The organism is Bradyrhizobium sp. CB2312, assembly GCF_029714425.1.
Lineage (GTDB): Bacteria > Pseudomonadota > Alphaproteobacteria > Rhizobiales > Xanthobacteraceae > Bradyrhizobium.
Map to the genome: position 1 here is coordinate 2,098,659 of NZ_CP121668.1, position 20,759 is coordinate 2,119,417.

The window sequence follows — 20,759 nt, forward strand, 5'->3', positions numbered from 1 at the left end:
GCTCGCCGTCAGAACTGCACCTCGCCGGGAATGTCGTCCGCGCTGAGACCCACGGCCTCAAAACCCTTCAGCATCCATTCGCGGGTCTGGCCCAGCGAGCGGTTGTAGTCGGCCCAGGCGCTGAGGAAGTCCTTGTAGCGCCGGTCGGCTTCGGCGCGGATGCCCATGTTGGTCGGCAGCGTCAGGAGCGGCCGTGGCACCGCGAGTTCGCCGAGCGTCGGGTTCTTCTTCAAGGTCGCGACCGAGAGCACCGCCAGCGAGATGTTGCAGTCGGCGCGTCCGGTGGCAACCGCAAGGATCGCCTCGTTGCGTTCCTTGAAGCCGAGGATGTTCGCCTTCGGGCAATAGCGCCGCGCGATGGTCTCATGGGTCGAGCCGATGTCGACGGCGATCTTGACCTCGGGCTTGTTGAGCTCCGCCCAGGTCTGCGGCTTGGCAAAGCCCTTCTTGGTGATGACGGTGAAGGAGTGCACCAGGATCGGCGTGGAGAAGTCGATGACCAGCGAGCGCTCCGGCGTCGGATTCACCGCGAAGGCAAGGTCGATCTTGTCGGCCTGCAGATCGAGGATCTGGTTGCCCCAGGTCGATTCCAGCGTCTCGACCTTGGCCCCTAACTTGGCGGCGATGTCGTTCGCCATCTCGATGCAGGCGCCCGACCATTGATTGGTGGTGAGGTCCTTGTGGAAGTAGGGATCCTGGCCGGCGATGACGGCGATCCGCAGCACGCCGCTCTTCTTGATCCGTTCGAGCGTCGAGGCGGGCGCGGTGTCGGCCCTGGCCGATCCGGCCCCGGCGATCGCGGCGCCGGCGAGGGCGACGGTGGTGAGTGCGTCCCTGCGATTCATGGCAGTCTCCTGGGCAGTCGCTTCTGCTGAACGTTCAAACCCGGCGTCTGGACTATTTCTGTATTCAGTTTAAAATGCAAGACGGTATTTTGAATTGGATGGGATAGCCAACCACGTGCGTGCCCTCTTCGTCGACGCCAACGACACCCTTGCCGCGGTGACTGAAAAGCTGCTGCGTGCCGACAATCTCCCGGTCGCCATCAACCGCAATCCCGCGATCACGCCCGACGACCTGCCGCGCCTGCTTGATGGCGCCGAGATCATGATCGTCGATCATACCGCGGTGCCGACGGCGATTGCCGCCAAATGTGCCGGCCTGAAGCACGTCGTCTTCCTCGGCACCGGCGCGCGCAGCTACATGAATCCGGAAGAGCTTGGCCAGCACGGCATCTCGGTTCACACCATCAAGGGCTATGGCGACACCGCGGTCGCCGAATGCGCGATCGCTCTGATGTGGGCCTCGGCGAAGAGCTTTGGCGAGATGGATCGAGGCATGCGCGAGGGCAATTGGCTGCGCCGCGATGCGGTGCAGCTCACCGGAAAGACGCTCGGCCTGATCGGCTTTGGCGGCATCGCCGCGGAAGCCGCACGGATGGCGGCGGGCTGCGGCATGAAGGTGATCGCCTGGAACAGGTCGCCGAAGACGCATCCGGGCGTCGAATTCGTCTCGCTGGAGAAGCTGCTCGCCGAAAGCCATGTCGTCTCGCTGCACCTGCTGCTCAACGACGAGACCAAGGGGTTCCTGTCGCGCGAGCGCATTGCGATGATGCGCCCGGGGAGCATCCTGATCAACACCGCGCGCGGCGCCGTGGTCGACGAGGACGCGATGCTGGATGGCTTGCGCTCCGGCCACATCGCCCATGCCGGCCTCGACGTCTTCACCGTCGAGCCGCTGCCGGCGGGCCATCCGCTGACGAAGCTGCCGAACGTGACGCTGTCGGCGCATTCGGCGTTCCGTACCCCCGAGGCGAGCGACAATCTGATCGGCGCGGCGCTCGATCATTGCCGCCGCATCATCGCGGGCGGCCGGTAGTGCAATCATCGAAGCCGGGCATGATGCCTGCGCAGGAGAGGAGAGGCCTTTCGATCTTGCGCGCTCTGCCCGCCTGTCCTACCCACCTCCGAACGAGATTTGCGCCAATATTTGCGCACGGCGCCGCACGCAGCGCCAGAGCCAGCAGGGAGCCGTCATGACCATTCGCAACACCCGCACCGGGGGCCAGATCCTGATCGATCAGCTCGTCGCCCAAGGCGTCGAGCGCGTCACCTGCGTGCCGGGCGAGAGCTATCTGGCCGCGCTCGATGCGCTGCATGACAGCCCGATCGACGTCGTGATCTGCCGCGCCGAAGGCGGCGCTGCGATGATGGCGGAAGCCTATGGCAAGCTCACCGGACGGCCCGGCGTTTGCTTCGTCACGCGCGGCCCCGGCGCGACCAATGCCAGCCACGGCGTCCACATCGCGATGCAGGATTCGACGCCGATGATCCTGTTCGTCGGCCAGGTCGATACCGGCATGCGCGAGCGCGAGGCGTTCCAGGAGCTCGACTACAAGGCGGTGTTCGGCTCCATGGCGAAATGGGCGGTCGAGATCGACCGCCCCGACCGCATCCCCGAGCTGGTCGCGCGCGCCTTCCGCGTCGCGATGCAGGGCCGCCCCGGTCCCGTCGTGATCGCGCTGCCGGAGAACATGCTGACCGAAACCGCCGCCGTTGCCGATGCCATGCGCATCGAGCCGGCCGTGAGCTGGCCGGCGCCATCAGATCTCGAGCGCGTCGGCGCGATGCTCGCGAGCGCCAAGGCGCCGCTCGTCATCCTCGGCGGCTCGCGCTGGACCGATGAAGCGACCAAGAGCATCGCGCGCTTTGCCGAGCGGTTCGACCTTCCGGTCGCGACCTCGTTCCGCCGGGCCTCGCTGATCGATGCCGACCATTCGCATTATGCCGGCGATCTCGGCATCGGGCCGAGCCCGGGCCTGAAGGCGCGCATCGACAACGCCGACGTCGTTCTGCTGATCGGCGGCCGCATGTCGGAGATGCCGTCCTCGTCCTACACGCTGCTCGAGATTCCGACCCCGCAGCAGAAGCTGATCCATGTGCATCCGGGCTCGGAAGAGCTCGGCCGCGTCTATCAGCCGGCGCTGGCGATCCAGGCGACCCCCGCCGCCTTCGCTGCCGCCGTCGAGACGCTGAAGCCGTCAGGCGCGGTGGCCTGGAAGGGCGAGGCGGCGAAGGCGCACGCCGATTACCTCGCCTGGACCGACAAGGCGCGCGAGCTGCCGGGCACGTTCCAGTACGGCCAGGTCATGACCTGGCTGCGCGACCGGCTGCCGAAGGACGCGATCGTCTGCAACGGCGCCGGCAACTATGCCGGCTGGATCCATCGCCATCACCGCTTCCACAGCTTCGCCGCCCAGCTCGCGCCGACCTCGGGCTCCATGGGCTACGGCGTGCCCGCGGGCGTGCTGGCCAAGCGTCAATATCCGGATCGCGTCGTCGTCGCGTTTGCCGGCGACGGCTGCTTCCTGATGAACGGGCAGGAATTCGCGACCGCCGTGCAGTACGACGCGCCGCTGATCGTGATCGTCGTCGACAATTCGCAATACGGCACCATCCGCATGCACCAGGAGCGCGACTATCCCGGGCGCGTCGTCGGCACCCAGCTGAAGAACCCCGACTTCGCGATGTATGCGAAGGCGTTCGGCGGCCATGGCGAGCGGGTCGAGCGCACCGAAGAATTCGCGCCGGCGTTCGAGCGGGCGCTGGCCTCGGGCAAGCCGGCGATCCTCCACTGCATCATCGATCCGCGCGCGATCTCGGTCGGCAAGGATTTCACGCCCGCGGTGAAGGCGTAGGCGATGGCGGCGGACCGCCACGTCGCGATCATCGGCGCCGGCGCGGTCGGCGTGATCAGCGCCATCGAGGCGCTGCGCGAGGGCCATCGCGTCACGCTGATCGATCCGGGCGAGCCCGGCGGCGAGCAGGCGGCGAGCTACGGCAATGCCGGCTGGCTCTCCTCGCATTCGGTGATCCCGCCGGCGGAGCCGGGCGTCTGGAAGAAGGTGCCGGGCTATCTGATGGATCCGCTCGGCCCGCTCGCGATCCGCTGGTCTTACTTGCCGAAGGCCTTGCCTTGGCTGATCAAGTATTTGTTGTCAGGCTGGACCGAGGCGCGGGTCGAGAAGACGGCCTTCGCACTGCGTGATCTCCTCAAGGACGCGCCGCTGCTGCACCGGAAGCTCGCCGAAGAAGCCGGTGTGCCTGAGCTGGTCGAGCGCAACGGCGTGATGCACATCTTCCCCTCGCGCGGCAATTTCGACAACGATCTCGGCTGGCGTCTGCGCAAGAAGGTCGGCGTCGAATGGATGGAGCTCAATGCCGACGAGATGCGCCAGCGCGAGCCGGACCTGCATCCGCGCTATACCTTTGGCGTCGTGGTGGAGGAAGCCGGCCGCTGCCGCGATCCCGGCGCTTATGTTGCGGCGCTTGCCAATCATGCGATCGCCAGTGGTGCGAAGCAGGTGCGGGCCAAGGCGACCGGTCTGAAGCTCTCCGGCAACAAGCTCGTCGCCGTCATCACCGAGACCGGTGAGGTTCCTTGCGATGCTGCCGTCGTCGCGGCCGGCGCGCGGTCAAAACAGCTCACCGCATCGGTCGGCGATCCCCTGCCGCTCGAGACCGAGCGCGGCTATCACGTCATGATCGAGAATCCGGAGTCAGGTCCCCGCAGCTCGATGATGGCATCCGACGCCAAGATGGTGGTGAACTGGACCAACAAGGGTCTGCGCGCCGCCGGCACGGTCGAAATCGCGGGCCTCGAGGCTGCGCCGAACTGGAAGCGCGCCGAGATCCTGCGCGACCATCTCCTCAGCATGTTCCCGAAGCTGCCGAAGGACATTCCGTCCTCGCGCATCAAGACCTGGTTCGGCCATCGCCCGAGCATGCCCGACGGACTACCCTGCATCGGCCATGCGCGCGCCTCGCGCGACATCGTCTACGCCTTCGGCCACGGCCATGTCGGCCTGGTCGGCTCGGCCCGCACCGGCCGTCTCGTCGCCCAGCTTCTGAGCGGCAAGACGCCTGAGATTCCGCTGGCGCCGTTTTCGCCCGCTCGCTTCCTCTGAGGTCGCATCATGACCAGTCCAGCCAACGCATCTTCCCGCATCGCCCGTGGCGGCAAGGCGATCTACGGCGCACCGCTCGGCATCCTGATGCTGGAAGCACGCTTTCCGCGCATTCCCGGCGACATGGGCAACGGCACGACCTGGCCATTCCCGGTGCTCTATCGTGTGGTGAGTGGCGCCTCGCCGGAGAAGGTGGTGCTGAAGGGCGCCGCCGGCCTGTTGCCTGACTTCATCGACGCGGCGAAGGACCTGGTTCGGCTCGGCGCCGAGGCCATCACCACCAATTGCGGCTTCCTCTCGCTGTTCCAGAAGGAGATCGCGGCCGCCGTCGGCGTGCCGGTCGCGACCTCGTCGCTGATGCAGGTGCCATGGGTGCAGGCGACGCTGCCGCCGGGCAAGCGCGTCGGCCTCGTCACGGTGTCGGGCTCGACCCTGACGCCGGCCCATCTCGAAGGCGCCGGCGTGCCGCTCGACACGCCGCTGGTCGGCACCGAGCACGGCAAGGAATTCTTCCGCGTCCTGATCAAGGCCGAGAAGGACGACATGGACATCGCCCAGGCCGAGCGGGACGTGGTCGAGGCGGGCAAGGAGCTCGTCGCCAAAAACCCCGATGTCGGCGCGATCGTGCTCGAATGCACCAACATGCCGCCCTATGCGGCGGCATTGCAGGCCGAGGTGGGGCTGCCCGTCTACGACATCTATTCCATGATCACCTGGTTTCATGCTGGGCTGCGCCCGCGCGCCTTTGCCTGATTCTTGCTGTCGTAAAGGTCTGAACAGGCCTCGCTAACGAGTCGTTTGGATTGCCACGGTCCGCTCGGCCCCGGTATATTTGGATCGTGTTCGGGCTTGAATGCAGTTGATGATGAGCAACGCGGAACTGACTTCCGATAGTATCGTCGATCGCGTCTATGAGCAGCTCAAGGCGATGGCCGTGAGCTATGAGTTCAAGCCGGGCGAGCGGCTCAACGAGGGTGAGCTGGCAAAGCGCCTCGGCGTCAGCCGCACGCCGCTGCGTGAAGCGCTCAACCGGCTCAACACCGAAGGCTTCCTGCGCTTCACGCCCGGCAAGGGTTTCTTCTGCCGCGAGCTCGACGCGCACGAGATCTTCGACCTCTACGAGCTGCGCAAGTCGATCGAGGTCGCCGCGGTCCGCCTCGCCGTCAAGCGCGCGAAGGACGAGGACATCGACGCGCTCCTGAAATTCCTCGGGGCCACCGGTCCCGATCCCGGCGAGCGCACCTCGGTGGAGCTGGTCGAGCTCGATGAGACCTTCCACGAACGGCTGATGGCGATGTCCAACAATGCCGAGATGCTGCGCGTCCTGCGCAACGTCAACGCCCGCATCCGCTTCGTGCGCTGGATCGACATGGACCGCGTCAACCGCTCGAACACCCAGGCCGAGCATCGCGCGGTCGTCGAAGGGTTGAAGGCGCGCAATGAGGAAGCCTGCGTCTCCGTGCTGGAAAAGCACATCGACCGCCGCCTCGACCGCATCACCTCCGCGATCAAGGAAGGCTACGCGCAGATCTATATGCCGGCCACGGCGAGATCAGCGGCGAATTGAGGTTCTTCCTTTCTTCCTTCTCCCCTTGTGGGAGAAGGTGGCGCGAAGCGCCGGATGAGGGGTATCTCTCCGCGCGTATGGATGCATATGAGTGCGGCGAAAAAGACCCCTCACCCAAGTGAGTATTTGTCGACCCGCGGCGATGCCCTCTCCCACAAGGGGCGAGGGCGCAGCAATGCGCAGCTATACAATCCCTCGATATCTGCTCATGCCAGACGGTCAGAGCTTTCGTGTCGGAACATCGCTAGCGTGCTGCTCGAAATTCACGGAGAACACGCGGTGCACAGCCCTCAACTTAGTCCCGAAGCTCGCGCTGGCGACGACTGGCCGTCCGAGCTCTATCGCATCCTGAAGGCCGCCGATGTCCGGCAGATGTCCTATGTGCCGGATGCCGGCCACAGCCAGCTCATCCGCCTGTTCTCGGCCGACCGCGACGTCACCACCAATGTGCTGACGACGGAGGAGGAGGGCATCGCGATTGCCGCGGGCGCCTGGCTTGGCGGGCAGCGCAGCGTGCTGCTGATGCAATCGAGTGGTGTCGGCAATTGCATCAACATGCTGTCGCTGTCGGCGATCGGTCGCTTCCCGCTCTTGATGCTGGTGACGATGCGCGGCGAATGGGCCGAGTTCAATCCCTGGCAGGTGCCGATGAGCCGGGCGACACAGCCGTCGCTGGAGGCGATCGGCCTGAAGGTGATGCGCGCAGAGACGGCGGAAGACCTGGTCGAGACCGTCGAATCCGCAGCCTCGCTCGCCTACGAGTCCGACCAGCAGATCGCGGTCCTGATCGGGCAGCGCCTGATCGGCAAGAAGAAGTGGTGATCTCGATGTCCGTTCCGTCTCAGCTCGACCGCCGCGCTGCCGTCGCGGCACTTCTCAAGGATCGCAAGAATACGCTGGTGGTCTCTGGCCTCGGCTCGCCGACCTACGATCTGCATGCGACCGGCGACCGCGACGACAATTTTTATCTCTGGGGCGCCATGGGCGGCGCCGCGCTGATCGGGCTTGGTCTCGCGCAGGCGCAGCCTTCCAAACGCGTCCTCGCTCTCACCGGCGACGGCGAGCAGCTGATGGGCCTCGGCGGCATCGCCACCATCGGCGTCGCGCGTCCAAAGAATCTCGACATCGTCGTGATCGACAACCAGCATTTTGGCGAGACCGGGATGCAGGCCAGCCACACCGGCCGCGGCGTCGATCTGACGGCGATCGCCACGGCCTGCGGCTTCGCCGCGACCGGAACCGTGCGGACGCTCGAGGAGGTAGAGCACCTCGCCATGCAAATCGCCACACCGGCCGCGGGCCCGCGGCTTTTTGTCATCAAGGTCAAGGCCGAAAATCCACCGCGCTCGCTGCCCTCGCGCGATGCCGTCTTTATCAAGAACCGGTTCCGTGCTCATCTCGGGTTTGCGGCGGCTTGAACCGGAGTCTTATCCGGGATAGCTCGCTGCCTGAGCAGCTATCCTGGAGTAAGACCATGAAACTATCCGGCAAGGTCGCCGCCATCACCGGCGCAGCACGCGGCATCGGCAAGGCCTGCGCGAAGCGATTCCTCGACGACGGCGTCAAGGTCGTCATCTCGGATGTCGATGCCGATGGTCTGGCCAAGACGGCCGCCGAACTCGGGCGGCCGGCCGCCTTGCGGACTGTCGTGGGTAATGTCGCCAAGCGCGCCGACGTGGACCAGCTCGTCGCCACTGCCGTGAAGGAATTCGGCCGGCTCGACATCATGGTCAACAATGCCGGCGTCGCCCGCAACCGTGACATCCTGGAGATCTCCGAAGCGGAATTCGACGAAATCATCGGCATCAACTTGAAGGGCGCGTTCTTCGGTGTGCAGGCGGCCGCCAAGCAGATGATTGCGCAGGGCGGCGGTGGCGTCATCATCAACATGTCCTCGGTGAACGCGCTGCTGGCGATCCCGGCGCTGGCGACCTACGCCATGTCCAAGGGCGGCATGAAGCAGCTCACGTCGGTCGCTGCCGTCGCGCTCGCCCCGCACAACATCCGCGTCGTGGCGGTCGGGCCGGGGACGATTTTGACCGACATGGTGGCGTCGTCCATCTACACCTCGGAGGAGGCCCGCAAGACCGTGATGTCACGCACGCCGGCCGGTCGTGGCGGCGAGCCAAGCGAGGTCGCCTCCGTCGTCGCGTTTCTCGCGAGCGACGATGCGTCCTACATCACCGGACAGACCATCTATCCGGATGGCGGCCGGCTGATCCTGAACTACACGGTGCCGGTGAAGGACAAGTAGGGCCTAAAGCATGATCCGGAAAAGTGCGCAGCGGTTTTCCCTCGCGACAAAAGCGCGTTTGCGCGGAGATCATGCGCAAACAACAAGCTAAAGCGCGATGACGATTCATCCTGATCTCATCGCGCTCTAAGACTTCACCGCGCCCGACGTCATGCCGTCGATGAACTGGCGCTGCAGCAGGACGAAGATCACGACGATCGGCAATACGATCGTCACGGCCGCGGCGAGCATCTCGCCCCAGTCGGTCGAATACTGGCCGGTGAGATTGTAGAAGCGGACGATCGCCGTGACGTTGCTGTCGTTCTGCAGGAACGTCACGGCAATGACGAACTCGTTCCAGGCGTTCAATCCGACGATGATGGCGACCGTGAGCAGTCCCGGCCGCATCATCGGCAGGATCACGTGGAAGAAGGTCTGCCACGGCTTTGCGCCATCGACTTGTGCCGCTTCCTCCAGCGCGACGGGAATAGCCAGCGCATAGGTACGCAAGAGGAAGATCGCGAAGGGCGAGAACATCGCGGTGTAGATCAGTGCCACGGCGGGAATCGAATTGACGAGGCCGAGCTTCGCGAAGATGAAATAGAGCGGGTAGAGGTAGAGCTGCACTGGGACGGTGATCGTGGCCATGAAGTAGAAGGTGATGAAGCGCCAGAACTTGCCCTTCTGCCGTGCCAGAACGTAGGCGCAGGGCGTCGCGGTGACGCAGACCATCACGATGGTCAGGATCGCGACCTCGGCGCTGTGCAGCAGGCTCGGCCCAAGCTGGGCGTTGCGCCAGGCCGAGGAAAAATTCTCCCAGTGCAGTTGGGACGGCAGCGCCAGTGGATTGCTGCCGATCTCGACCGTCGTCTTCAGCGCGTTCATCACGGCGAGCACGATCGGCAGCAGAGAGCTGAACGACGCGACGCCGATCAGCCCGAGGGCGAACGTCCTGCTCCAGCGATCTCCGATCATGTCGATTGCGCGTCGTCGGTGATCTGGAGCCAGAGATAGATGGCGGTGGCGCACAGGCCAAACAGGCTCATGACGCAAGCTGCCGCCGCGGCCTGGCCGACGTCGCCCTCGAAGAAGGCGTGGCGGTAGGCAAACGTCGCCAGCACCTCGCTGCCATAGGCGGGGCCGCCACGGGTGACGATGAAGATGAACTCGAACACCTGGAACGACCAGATCACGGTGAGAATGAGCATGAGTGTCAGCGTGGGGCGAATGCCCGGCAGCAGCACGTAGCGGAACAGCGCGAAGAAACCGGCGCCGTCGAGGCGCGCCGCCTCGATCTGGTCGACGCTGATCTGCCGCATCGCCGCCAGGAAGACGACGGCGAGAAAGCCCCACCAGTGCCAGATGTCGACCGCGGCAACCGCGTAGAGCGAACGGTCGGGGTCGGCGAGGGGATCGGAGATCGAAAAGCCGTGCTCGTTCAGCCACGCGACGATTCCGGTCGCCGGGCTGAAGATCATGCCTTGGAAGATGCGCCCGGTCACTGCGACCGCGATGATGCGCGGCAGGAAGATGATCGACTGCACGACGATGCGCGCCTTCGGCGCCATCAGCAGCGCCGCGGCCATCACCAGCGCAAGGCAAACCGGAACGGTAAGGAAGATCGCGGTCCAGATGAAGTTGTTGGTCAGCGCCGACCAGAACACGGGATCGGCGGCCATGTTCTGGAAATTGGCGAGGCCCGCCCAAACCGGCGTCCCGACGCCATCCCAGATGAAGAACGCCGCCGTGAATGTCAGCACGGCGGGCACCAGGATGATGCAGATATTGATCAGCAGCGCCGGGAGCGCGAACAGCCACATCTCGAGATCAGGCCGTCCGTGGCGGCAGCGGCGGCACCTTGCCTTCCCTGGCTTCCTGGCTGAACAGCGTCTGCATCCGCGTCAGGTAGGCATCCGGCGTGATCTTGTTGAGCCAGACCTGCTCGATGCCCTCGATGAGGTAGGAGTTGGTCGCGCCCGGCCAGAACGTCCAGGTGGTGAAGCCGTACTGTCCCTTGCTGAAGGCCTCGTGCAAATTCGCGATGGTCTTCTCGAACAGCGGATAGCCGATACCGCTCAGCATCTCCGGCGGCAGATCCTTGACCGGCAGCGCCCACTTCCCCGGCCAGTCGCGGTTCATCGCTTCGTAGAACTTGCGCGTGAGCATGAACTCGAACACGGCGGCGGCGCCTTCCACGTTCTGCGAGGTTTTCGCGATCGACAGCGTCGCGCCGCAGGCCAGATGCACCAGCGACCCCGTGAAGGCCGAGCCGAGCGTCGGCGTCGGCGCCACGTCCATGACCGTGTCGGGCTTCGACATGCCGTAGGACTTGGTGCCGAACGACCAGGTTCCGCTGAACGCCATCGCGGCCTTGGCATTCACGACCTGGAGGAAGCTTTGCTCAATCGTCAGCGAGAAGTAATTCTTGCCGAAATAGCCCTTGTTGTACCAGGCCTTGGATAGTTCGACGGCCTCGACGAAAGGCGGCGCTGTCCAGGGCAGCTCGCCCGAGAGCGCCTTGCGGACATTGTCAGGGCCCGCGACGTTGTTGAAGAACACCGTCATCAGCCACTCGTTGACGCCCTTCCAGTCGGCATTGCCGGCGCCAAAGGGGATGATGCCCTTGGCGAGCGCGGCGTCTGCGACCTCTTCCATCTCCTTGCGGTTGGTCGGCAGCTTCCAGCCGTTCTGCTTGAACAGCTCCTTGTTGTAGAAGAGATGCATCGACTCGTAGTCGCGCGGCAACGCATAGAGCTTGCCGCCATAGACGCTGGTGTTGAGCAGCGGTGCGAGGAAACGTTCCTTCCACTTGTATTTCCCGGCGAAATCGTCGAGCGGCAGCACCTGGCCGGCATTCGCGATCGCGGTGAGATAGGCGGGGCCTGCGGTCTGCACGATGTCAGGGCCGTTGCCGGCGACGAGGGCGACCTTCAGCAGGTTGTTGACCGCTGCGCCCTTCACTTCGAGCTGGAGCAGATACTTGTCCTGCGAAGCATTGAAGGCCTCGACCAGATCGTTGCGCAGCGCAGCCTGACCGTCGGAATTCGCCTGGCCGAACCAGAACGTCACGACCTTGCGCCCGTCCTGGGCGTACGCACCGCGCGGCAGGCCTGCCGCAAGAGCCGCGGCGGGAATGGAAGCAACGAGCTGGCGTCGGGTCATGGTCATGGCGAAGAACCTCGGTTTCCTCGGGGCACGGTGGCAATTGTTGATTTTGCCTTAGTAATACGTATAACTAGGCGCGATGGCGACGTCAACAACGAGGACGAAGCGGGGGAAAGGGCGCGACGAAGCGGCGCCGTCCCGCCCCACGCAGAAGGATATTGCGCTCGCGGCCGGCGTTTCGCAGGCCGCGGTGTCACTCGTCCTGAACAAGGCTGAGACACCCTCCGTCCCACCGGGGACGCGCACGCGCATCCTCGAAGTCGCGCAAGAGCTGGGCTACCGGCCGAACCATCCGGCGCGCATGCTGCGCAGCGCACGGACCATGACGTTCGCGTGCGTCATTCCTGATATCACCAACCCGTTCTATCCGGGCCTCGTGCGCGGCCTGCAGACCGTTGCGGCGCCGGCTGGCTATGACGTGCTGATCTTCGACACCGACGGGCAGCCCGAGCGCGAGGCGCGCGCGATCGACTGGTTGCTGCAAGGCCGCGCCGACGGCGTCGTTGCGACCTTCTTTCATCTGCGCGTGCCGCAGCTTGCGGTGCTCGCACGCAAGGGCATTCCGCTGGTGCGGCTGGAGAGCCGGCACAAGCCGGACGGGCCGCTCGCGATCGACAGCGTCTATATCGACAACGCGGAAGCCGCCGCAGAGATGACGCGGCTCCTCATTGCGCGCGGGCATCGCCGCATCACCATGATCCAGGCCGAATTCGGCCCGAGCCAGCGCCGCGCGCAGGGCTACGGCGCAGTGATGCGGGAAGCAGGGCTTACCCCCGATTTCATCACCGACAGCGCCTATTCGGAAGAATCCGGCGCGCGCGCGATGAAGCGACTGCTCGAACGCAAGGGCGAGCGCCCGACCGCCGTGTTCGGCGCTAGCGACGTGCTGGCGCTCGGTGCGATGGAAGCGGCGCGCGGCGCGGGGCTGTCCATTCCCAACGATATCGCAATCGCAGGCTTCGACGACATTCCGGTGGCAAAGCTGCTCGGCCTCACCACGGTGCGGCAGCCGGAGTTCGACCTCGGCGCGCTGGCGGCGAGGACGCTGGTGAAGCGGCTCGCGCCGGGCGGACTCGAGGCGCCCGGCAGGAGCCATGAGCTGAAATTCGAGATCATGCAACGCTCGTCGGTCTGACCGGGCGACGCAGATTGAACGCGGGAGTGAACAAGTGACCTCTATTCCTCATGATTACGCGGAGCGCGTCTATGCCGGCGTGCTCGGCAAGCTCATCGGCGTCTATCTCGGCCGGCCCTTCGAGGGCTGGACCTATGAGCGCATCATGCAGGAGCTCGGGTCGATCAACTATTACGTCAACGAGCGCCGCGACGTCGCGCTGCGCTCGCACCATCTGGTCGTCACCGACGACGACGTCTCCGGCACCTTTGCATTTCCGCGCGCGCTCGCCGACAACGGCTATCCGAAGCGCCTGACCGCAAAGCAGATCGGCCAGGCCTGGTTGAACTACATCGTCGAAGAGCGTGCCGTGCTATGGTGGGGCGGCATCGGCAATTCCACCGAACACACCGCTTATCTCCGCCTGAAGTCCGGCATATCAGCGCCGCAGAGCGGCTCGATCGAGCTGAACGGCGCCACGGTGGCCGAGCAGATCGGCGCGCAGATCTTCATCGACGGCTGGGCGATGGTGAGCCCCGGCAATCCCGAGCAGGCCGCCTATCTCGCCGACCAGGCCGGGCGCGTCAGCCATGACGGCGAATCCGTGCATGCCGCAAAACTGCTCGCGGCGATGGAGGCGCAGGCTTTCGTCGAGCGCGACGTGCAGAAGCTGATCGACACGGGCCTTGCCTTCGTGCCGAAAGACGCGTTGATCCGCCGCGTCGTCAACGACGTCCGCGACTGGCATGCCGGTGACAACGGCGACGACTGGGAGCGCACGCGCGCGCTGATCGCCGAGCGTTACGGCTACGACAAATTCCTCGGCAATTGCCATGTCGTGCCGAACCATGCGCTGATCATCCTGGCAACGCTCTACGGCGAGAACAGCTTTCAGGAGGCGATGCGGATCGCCAACACGGCCGGCTGGGACACCGATTGCAACGCCGGCAATGTCGGCTGCCTGTTCGGCATCCGCACCGGCCTTGCCGGCCTCGACGCCGGACCCGATTTCCGGACCCCCATCGCCGACCGTATGTACATCTCGACCGCCGATGGCGGTGCCGCGATCACCGATGCGGTGATCGAGACGCAGTCGCTGGTCGCGGCGGGATTGGCGCTCGCCGGTGCGCCCGCACTCGCGGTTGCCAAGAACGGTGCTCGTTTCAACTTCAATTTCCCGGGCAGCTTGCAGGGCTTCCACGTCAAGAATGGCTCGCCGGCGCGGCTGCACGAGGCCGAGCTCAGCAACGTCGCCGGCCACAGCCGGACCGGCGAGCGCAGCCTTGCGATCGACTTCCGCCGCCTCGCGCCGGGTCGCGTGGCGCGCATCGCCAGCCCGACCTTCTTCGACCGGGAGGTGTTCACGATGCCGACCTATCAGCTGGTCTCCTGTCCGACGCTTTATTCCGGGCAGCGCGTCGAATGTCGGCTGGAGTCGGAGACGGACAGCGGCACGGTCGCCGCGCGCCTCTTCGCCAGCGTCTATGACGAGCGCGACGAGCTGGTACAGATCTATGGCGATGCGCAGGAGCTGACCGGCGGTTGCGAGGCCGTGCTGAGCTGGCAGGTGCCGGAGACGCACGCCTATCCGGTCTTCGAGATCGGCATCGAGATCGAGACGCTCGATCCGCTCGGCGTCGACGGCACGCTGTATCTGGATTACCTGACCTGGGGCGGTGCGGCCGACACGGTGCTGAAGCGGCCGGACAACAATCTCAGCACGATGTGGAAGCACGCCTGGGTCAACAATGTCAGCCAGTTCCAGACTCGCTGGGAAGGCCTGCGCGTCACCAATGGCGACGGTCTCGGCTTCATCTCGCAGGGCTCACGCGACTGGAAGGATTATCGCGTGACCACGGAGATCGCGCCGCTGCTTGCGAATGCCTGGGGCCTCGCCGCGCGCGTGCAGGGCCGCGAGCGCTATTATGCGCTGATGTTCGATCACGCGGAGGGCGGCCGCGTGCGCCTGGTGAAGCGGGTGCATGACGAAGTGGTGCTCGCCAGCGAGCGCTTCGCCTGGGAGCTCGACCGCAAATACAAGGTCGAGCTGCGCGTGTTCGGCACCGGGATCGAGGCCTATGTCGACGGCACGAAGCTGTTCAGCGTGCAGGATGCCGGCGAGCTTCCCTTGATGGGCGGCGCGGTCGCGCTGGTCGTCGACAGCGGATCGATCTCGGCGGAAGAGGTGAGGGTGGCGCCGCTCTAGCGGCGCCTCACTCTGCGGCGATCGTCATCCCGTAACCCAGCCGCTTCGAAATCCCACCGGCGCAGTCGCGCAGCGCATGCGCGATCGGGCTGTCCCAGCGAGCATCAAACGTGCCTTCCGGCCCCATCGCGGTGATGACCAGCGCGACATGGCCGGAATGGTCGAACACGGGTGCTGCGAACGCGTTGACGCCGGGCAGGGGATCGCCGAGCGCGCGGGCGAGGCCATGCTTGCGGACTTCGGTGAGCATTTCGGCGACCTTGGCGCCTTTCACGGCGCGCTTCGGATTGTAGCCGACGCCGTGGCGGTCGAGCCCGCTTTCGAGCGCGGCGTTGATGGTCTTCTCCGGCAGGAACGCGGCAAAGGCGCGGCCCGTGGCGGTCTCCAGCAGCGCCATCACCGAGCCTGCACGCATCACGATGTGCACGGGTTGGCCGGGCTCTTCCAGCTGCACCACGGTCGGGCCATGCGTGCCCCAGACCGCGAGCGAGACGGCGTGGCCGATCTGGCTCGCAAGGCCCGCGATCTTCGGCCGCGCGATGCGTACGCCGGACAGGCGCCTCAGGCTGATCAGGCCGAGCTCCAGCGCCAGCGCGCCGATCTCGTAGCGGCCGGTGGTCTCGTCCTGCTCGATCAGGCCGGTGCGGGAGAAGCTGGCGAGATAGGGATGCGCCTTGGCCGGCGTCATGCCGGCCTCGCGGGCGAGATCGCGCAGCATCATCGGCTCGCCGCTCCTGGCGAGCGCGCGGAGCAATTCTCCGCCGACCTCGATCGACTGGATGCCGCGGCTTTCTCTCTTCATGCGCCTCCGATGCGCTTGAGTTTTTGTTTGAGCATGATCCTTTCGGAAAACCGCTGCACACTTTTCCGGATCATGCTCTACGCCGCGTCGCGCTTGGTGGCGCTGTCGGCGAGATGACGGCCGGCAATGTAGCCGAAGGTCAGCGCCGGCCCAAGCGTGATGCCCGCGCCGGGATAATTGCCGCCCATGATGCTCGCCATGTCGTTGCCGGCGGCATAGAGCCCGGGAATCACCCGGCCCTCGGCGTCGAGCGCCCGCGCATTCTCGTCGGTGACGATGCCGGCATAGGTGCCGAGATCGCCGATCACCATCCTGATGGCGTAGAACGGGCCGTTCTCGATCGGGGCAACGCACGGGTTTGGGCCGTGCAGCGCATCGCCCTGGTAACGGTTATAGGCTTTTGAGCCCTTGCCGAAGGCGGCATCGTGCCCCAGCGGGGCGGTCGCATTGAACTGCCTGACGGTCTCGGTGAAAGCCTTGGCGTCGATGCCGGCCTTCGCCGCGAGCGCCTCCAGCGTGTCGCCGCGCATGAGATAGCCGGTATCGAGGTGATGACCCAGCGGCATCGGGAACGGCGGTACGCAGCCGAGGCCGTACTTTCGAAGTGTCGGGTGATCGCAGACGAGATAGGCCGCGATCTCCTCGCCAGGCTTTGCGGCCTTGATCATGGCCTGGACGAAGTCGTGATAGGAATTGCCCTCATTGGCAAAGCGCTTGCCGTCGCGCATCACCGCGATCACGCCGGGTTTGGCGCGGTCGATGAAATGCGGCATCACGCCCTTCGATCCGTCCTTGCGCGTGGTCAGCGACACCGGCACCCACGCCGCCGCATTCGGCAGCCGGTCCTCGACATGCCCGCCGGCGCTTTCAGCAAGGCGCAGGCCATCGCCGGTATTGCCGGTCGGTCCCGGCGAAAAATGCTCAACGCCGGTCGGCGCATGCGGGAACATCTTCTTGCGTCGTTCGACGTCGTGTGGGAAGCCGCCGCAGGCGAGCACGACGCCCTGCCGCGCGCGGACGCGCACGTCGCGGCCCTCACGCGACACTGTCGCGCCGGTGACCGCGCCGTTCTCGACCGTCAGCTCGCGCACCGGCGAGGACCGCCACATCGGAATCTTCAGATCCTGCGCCGACTTCGCGAGACGCCCGGCGAGCGCATTGCCGTTGGTCAGCGTCATGCCGCGGCCGTAGCGCATCACGTCCATCAGGTGGCGCGACAGGCGTTTTGCGACATAAACCGCCGAGGTCAGCGACTTCGTCACCCGCATGAAGTGGATGATCTCCTTGCCGCTTCCGAGCATCATGCCGAACACGGTGAGCTCGGGCAGGGGCATGCCGAGGGCCTTGATGGAGTCACCGAGCTCGCGGCCGTCGAACGGTCGCGTCACCATGGAGCGGCCGCCCTGCGCTCCGCCAGGCGCTTCGGCGTGATAGTCCGGGAAGACCAGCGGCATGTCGAAGCGCAGCGCAGTCTTGGTGGTGAAGAAATCGACGGCTTCAGGGCCGGCGCTCAGGAAAGCGTCGACGCGCGCGGCGTCGTAATTGTTGCCGGCCTCGTGCCGCAGATAAGTGCGCGCCTGCTCCGGCGTCTCCGTGATGCCATAGGCCTTCGCCAGCGACGTGCTGGGAATCCACAGCCAGCCGCCGGAGCGGGCGGTGGTGCCGCCGAAGCGCGGCTCCTTCTCGACGATCAGCACGTCGAGGCCGCGATAGCGCGCGGTGATCGCGGCCGACATGCCGGAGCACCCCGATCCGGCCACGAGCACATCGCACTCGTATGTTTCGCTTGCGTTGCGCTCGTTGCCGGTCATCTGGACCTCACTTCTTCAGGAGCGGACATTTGGATTCGGAGACCGGGCGGAAGGCGTCCTCGCCCTTCACGGTCTTGACGATCTCCAGATAGTCCCAGGGCTCCTTGGACTGCTCGGGCGTCTTCACCTTGGCGAGATACATGTCGCGGATGACGCGCCCGTCCTCGCGCAGCTTGCCGCCGTGCACGAACGTATCCTCGATCGGCAGCTCGCGCATCTTGGCCATCACCTTGGCCGGATCGTCGGTACCGGCGGCCTTGATGGCCTTGAGATAATGCAGCACCGAGCCATAGACGCCGGTCTGGATCATGGTCGGCATCACCTTGGTGCGCTCATAGAATTTCTTGGACCAGGCGCGGGTCGCCTCGTCCATGTTCCAGTAGGAGGCCGTGGTCATGTAGGTGCCCTGCGCGGCCTTCAACCCGATCGCATGTACGTCGGTGTCGAACATGAGCAAGCCCACGAGCTTCTGGCCGCCCTGCACCAGGCCGAACTCGCCGGACTGCTTGATCGCGTTATCGGTGTCCTGGCCGGCATTGGCGAAAGCGACGACGTCGGACTTCGAGCTTTGCGCCTGCAGCGCAAACGAGGAGAAGTCCGCGGTGTTGGTCGGATGCTTGACGCCGCCGAGCACCTTGCCGCCCATCTCATTGATGAAGCGCGTGGCGTCCTTCTCAAGCTGCTGGCCGAAGGCATAGTCGGCGGTGATGAAGTACCAGGATTTTCCGCCTTCCTTGATCACGGCGGAGGCCGTCACCTTCGACAGTGCGTAGGTGTCGTAGGTGAAGTGCACGGTGTTCGGGCTGCACAGCTCGTCGGTCAGCGAGCTCGCGCCGGGGCCGGAGAGCAGGGCGATCTTGTTGCGTTCGCGCACCATGTTGTGCACGGCGATCGCGATGCCGGAATTGGGGATGTCGACGACCGCGTCGACCTTGCCGTTGTCGAACCAGCCGCGCACGATCTGCACGCCGACGTCGGTCTTCATCTGGTGGTCGGCGCTGATGATCTCGATCGGCTTGCCGAGCACGGTCGGGCCGAATTCCTCCACCGCCATTTTTGCGGCCTCGACCGAGCCTGGCCCTGAGTTGTCGCGGCCCCAGCTCGACAGATCCGTCAGCACGCCGATCCGGACCGCGTCGTCGGAGACTTGCGCGTTCGCAACATTGGTCATGGCGGCCGATGTCATGGCCGCGAGCATGGCGCAGGCCAAAAGCCCTCTCATCGTTCTTCCCTCTCTTTTGTGGGCCGCCTGGCGCGGCCGGTTGTTCTGGCAGCAAATTAGATATTAGCGAATGAGTTTGTCAATGGCGAATAACGCCGCGCGCGAGTTCCGGCATCGCCGGGGGAGACATCACGAAGAGGTGCGCGCAGCAGTTTCAACGCCCGTCATTGCGAGCGCAGCGAAGCAATCCAGAGTCTTTCAAAGGAGACAGTCTGGATTGCTTCGTCGCTTCGCTCCTCGCAACGACGGTGTTGAAACAGTTGTGCGCAACTGTCTCTCGCTGTGGTCCTCGTTGACGATTATGCTCGGACAAGTTGCAACCGCCATCACGATTGGCCATGATGCCATCTGGAATTCATGGGGCCTGGCAATGACGGCAGCAACGGGGGTCTCCACATCAGTGGAGAAATCGACGACGGCGCATGTGGTGTGGGCGAGCGCGCTCGGCACCGCGATCGAGTGGTACGACTTCCTGATCTACGGCACGGCGGCCGCGCTGGTGCTCAACAAGCTGTTCTTCCCGAGCTTCGATCCCTTTGTCGGCACGCTCGCGGCGTTCTCGACCTATGCGGTCGGCTTCGTGGCGCGGCCGATCGGCGGCGCGATCATCGGGCATTACGGCGACCGGCTCGGGCGCAAGAAGATGCTGGTCGCGACCATGATCGCCATGGGGCTCGGCACCTTCCTGATCGGCTGCCTGCCGACCTACAGCCAGATCGGCGTGTGGGCGCCGATCCTGCTCATTATCCTGCGCTTCATCCAGGGCATTGGACTGGGCGGGGAATGGAGCGGCGCAGTGGTGATGGTGATCGAGCACGCCGGCAATCGCCGCGGCTTCTATGGCAGCCTCGTGCAGATCGGCTTTCCCGTCGGTGTCGCCGCCTCAACTGGCATCTTCGGCCTGATGACGCAGCTGCCCGAGGCGGATTTCCTGAGCTGGGGCTGGCGAGTGCCGTTCTGGATCAGCATCTTGCTGGTCGGCGTCGGCTTCATCGTGCGGCTCAAGCTTGCGGAGACGCCGCACTTCAAGGAGGTCGTGGAGCGCAAGGAAGTGCTGGCGCAGCCGGTGTGGGAAGTGCTTCGCCGCGACTGGCGCAGCTTTCTGCTGGCAATCGGCATCACGGTGTCGGAGGTGGGCCTTGCCTATCTCCTCACCGTCTTCACAGTCGTTTATGCCACCACGAAGCTCGGCCTGCCGCGGCATGTGATTCTGAACGCGGTGGTCTATGCCGCGATCGTCGAGTTCGCGACGCTGCCGCTGGCCGGCTGGCTCTCCGACATTTTCGGCCGCAAGGCGCTGTATCTCGCCGGTGGCGTGTTCTCGGTGGCGCTGGCGTTTCCGCTGTTCTGGTTCCTCGACACCAAGGAGCCGGCGCTGATCACGCTCGCGCTTGTCGTGACGATGACGCTGACGCATGCGCTGCTGTTCGGGCCGAAGGCCGCCTTCATGCCGGAGCTGTTCCGCACCCAGGTCCGCTACAGCGGCGCATCGCTGGGGGCCAATGTCGCAGCCGCGTTGAGCGGCGGTTTCTCGCCGCTGATCGCGACGGCGCTGCTGGCATGGGCCGGCTCCTACTGGGCGGTGTCGGTGTACATCATCGCGCTGTCGATCATCACGATCATCGCCACCTTGATGGCGCCGGAGACGGCGCGCGATAGCTTGAAATCCTGAA

The 20,759-nt window shown here is 65.2% G+C and carries 18 protein-coding genes; 11 read left to right on the forward strand and 7 right to left on the reverse strand.

Annotation, left to right across the window (positions count from 1 at the left end; all coding sequences use genetic code 11):
* Positions 1 to 8: 8 nt before the first annotated feature.
* The gene (locus tag QA642_RS09990; protein ID WP_283084502.1) at positions 9 to 845 is read right to left on the reverse strand and encodes a transporter substrate-binding domain-containing protein; all 837 of its coding nucleotides are present in this window, start codon (positions 843 to 845) and stop codon (positions 9 to 11) included.
* Positions 846 to 960: 115 nt separating this feature from the next.
* On the opposite strand from QA642_RS09990, the gene QA642_RS09995 reads away from it, so the two are divergent.
* From QA642_RS09995 to QA642_RS10030, 8 genes are all read left to right on the forward strand, one after another.
* Positions 961 to 1,878 (forward strand): NAD(P)-dependent oxidoreductase, encoded by a 918-nt coding sequence (locus QA642_RS09995; RefSeq protein WP_283084503.1) that lies wholly within the window; start codon positions 961 to 963, stop codon positions 1,876 to 1,878.
* 157 nt (positions 1,879 to 2,035) lie between these two features.
* Entirely contained in the window at positions 2,036 to 3,697 is a 1,662-nt protein-coding gene (locus tag QA642_RS10000; RefSeq protein WP_283084504.1) for a thiamine pyrophosphate-binding protein, read from the forward strand.
* 3 nt (positions 3,698 to 3,700) lie between these two features.
* Positions 3,701 to 4,966: an FAD-binding oxidoreductase gene (locus QA642_RS10005; RefSeq protein ID WP_283084505.1), complete on the forward strand. Its 1,266-nt coding sequence runs from the start codon at positions 3,701 to 3,703 to the stop codon at positions 4,964 to 4,966.
* 9 nt (positions 4,967 to 4,975) lie between these two features.
* A complete protein-coding gene (locus QA642_RS10010; RefSeq protein ID WP_283084506.1) occupies positions 4,976 to 5,719 on the forward strand; it encodes an aspartate/glutamate racemase family protein in 744 nt (247 codons plus the stop codon).
* A 109-nt stretch (positions 5,720 to 5,828) separates the two neighbouring features.
* On the forward strand, positions 5,829 to 6,533 hold the full coding sequence (locus tag QA642_RS10015; RefSeq protein ID WP_283084507.1) for a GntR family transcriptional regulator: 705 nt from the start codon (positions 5,829 to 5,831) through the stop codon (positions 6,531 to 6,533).
* A 279-nt stretch (positions 6,534 to 6,812) separates the two neighbouring features.
* A complete protein-coding gene (locus QA642_RS10020) occupies positions 6,813 to 7,355 on the forward strand; it encodes a thiamine pyrophosphate-binding protein (RefSeq protein WP_283084508.1) in 543 nt (180 codons plus the stop codon).
* A 5-nt stretch (positions 7,356 to 7,360) separates the two neighbouring features.
* A complete protein-coding gene (locus tag QA642_RS10025; RefSeq protein ID WP_283084509.1) occupies positions 7,361 to 7,951 on the forward strand; it encodes a thiamine pyrophosphate-dependent enzyme in 591 nt (196 codons plus the stop codon).
* 56 nt (positions 7,952 to 8,007) lie between these two features.
* Positions 8,008 to 8,787, forward strand: a complete 780-nt coding sequence (locus QA642_RS10030; RefSeq protein WP_283084510.1) for an SDR family oxidoreductase — start codon at positions 8,008 to 8,010, stop codon at positions 8,785 to 8,787.
* Between the two features lie 126 nt (positions 8,788 to 8,913).
* Here QA642_RS10030 and QA642_RS10035 read toward each other — a convergent pair whose 3' ends face one another.
* The 3 genes from QA642_RS10035 to QA642_RS10045 are packed head-to-tail and all read right to left on the reverse strand — an operon-like array spanning position 8,914 to position 11,934.
* Positions 8,914 to 9,741 carry a carbohydrate ABC transporter permease gene (locus QA642_RS10035; protein WP_283084511.1) on the reverse strand — a complete coding sequence of 276 codons (828 nt, stop codon included), beginning with the start codon at positions 9,739 to 9,741 and terminating at the stop codon, positions 8,914 to 8,916.
* Complete coding sequence (locus QA642_RS10040; RefSeq protein WP_283084512.1) at positions 9,738 to 10,586, reverse strand: sugar ABC transporter permease; 849 nt, start codon at positions 10,584 to 10,586, stop codon at positions 9,738 to 9,740. The genes QA642_RS10035 and QA642_RS10040 overlap by 4 nt, the downstream gene beginning before the upstream one ends.
* Positions 10,587 to 10,593: 7 nt before the next feature.
* On the reverse strand, positions 10,594 to 11,934 hold the full coding sequence (locus QA642_RS10045; protein ID WP_283084513.1) for an extracellular solute-binding protein: 1,341 nt from the start codon (positions 11,932 to 11,934) through the stop codon (positions 10,594 to 10,596).
* A gap of 76 nt (positions 11,935 to 12,010) precedes the next feature.
* On the opposite strand from QA642_RS10045, the gene QA642_RS10050 reads away from it, so the two are divergent.
* On the forward strand, positions 12,011 to 13,066 hold the full coding sequence (locus QA642_RS10050) for a LacI family DNA-binding transcriptional regulator (RefSeq protein ID WP_283084514.1): 1,056 nt from the start codon (positions 12,011 to 12,013) through the stop codon (positions 13,064 to 13,066).
* A gap of 34 nt (positions 13,067 to 13,100) precedes the next feature.
* Positions 13,101 to 15,251 (forward strand): ADP-ribosylglycohydrolase family protein, encoded by a 2,151-nt coding sequence (locus QA642_RS10055; protein WP_283084515.1) that lies wholly within the window; start codon positions 13,101 to 13,103, stop codon positions 15,249 to 15,251.
* 7 nt (positions 15,252 to 15,258) lie between these two features.
* On the opposite strand, the gene QA642_RS10060 is transcribed toward QA642_RS10055, so the two are convergent.
* The 3 genes from QA642_RS10060 to QA642_RS10070 all read right to left on the reverse strand — a co-directional run bounded on the left by QA642_RS10060 (position 15,259) and on the right by QA642_RS10070 (position 19,086).
* Positions 15,259 to 16,053: an IclR family transcriptional regulator gene (locus QA642_RS10060; RefSeq protein WP_283084516.1), complete on the reverse strand. Its 795-nt coding sequence runs from the start codon at positions 16,051 to 16,053 to the stop codon at positions 15,259 to 15,261.
* 77 nt (positions 16,054 to 16,130) lie between these two features.
* Complete coding sequence (locus tag QA642_RS10065; protein ID WP_283084517.1) at positions 16,131 to 17,864, reverse strand: FAD-dependent oxidoreductase; 1,734 nt, start codon at positions 17,862 to 17,864, stop codon at positions 16,131 to 16,133.
* Positions 17,865 to 17,871: 7 nt separating this feature from the next.
* Positions 17,872 to 19,086: an ABC transporter substrate-binding protein gene (locus tag QA642_RS10070; protein WP_283084518.1), complete on the reverse strand. Its 1,215-nt coding sequence runs from the start codon at positions 19,084 to 19,086 to the stop codon at positions 17,872 to 17,874.
* A 370-nt stretch (positions 19,087 to 19,456) separates the two neighbouring features.
* Here QA642_RS10070 and QA642_RS10075 point away from each other — a divergent pair, with 370 nt between their 5' ends.
* Positions 19,457 to 20,758, forward strand: a complete 1,302-nt coding sequence (locus tag QA642_RS10075) for an MFS transporter (protein WP_283084519.1) — start codon at positions 19,457 to 19,459, stop codon at positions 20,756 to 20,758.
* The last annotated feature ends 1 nt before the right edge of the window (position 20,759 follow it).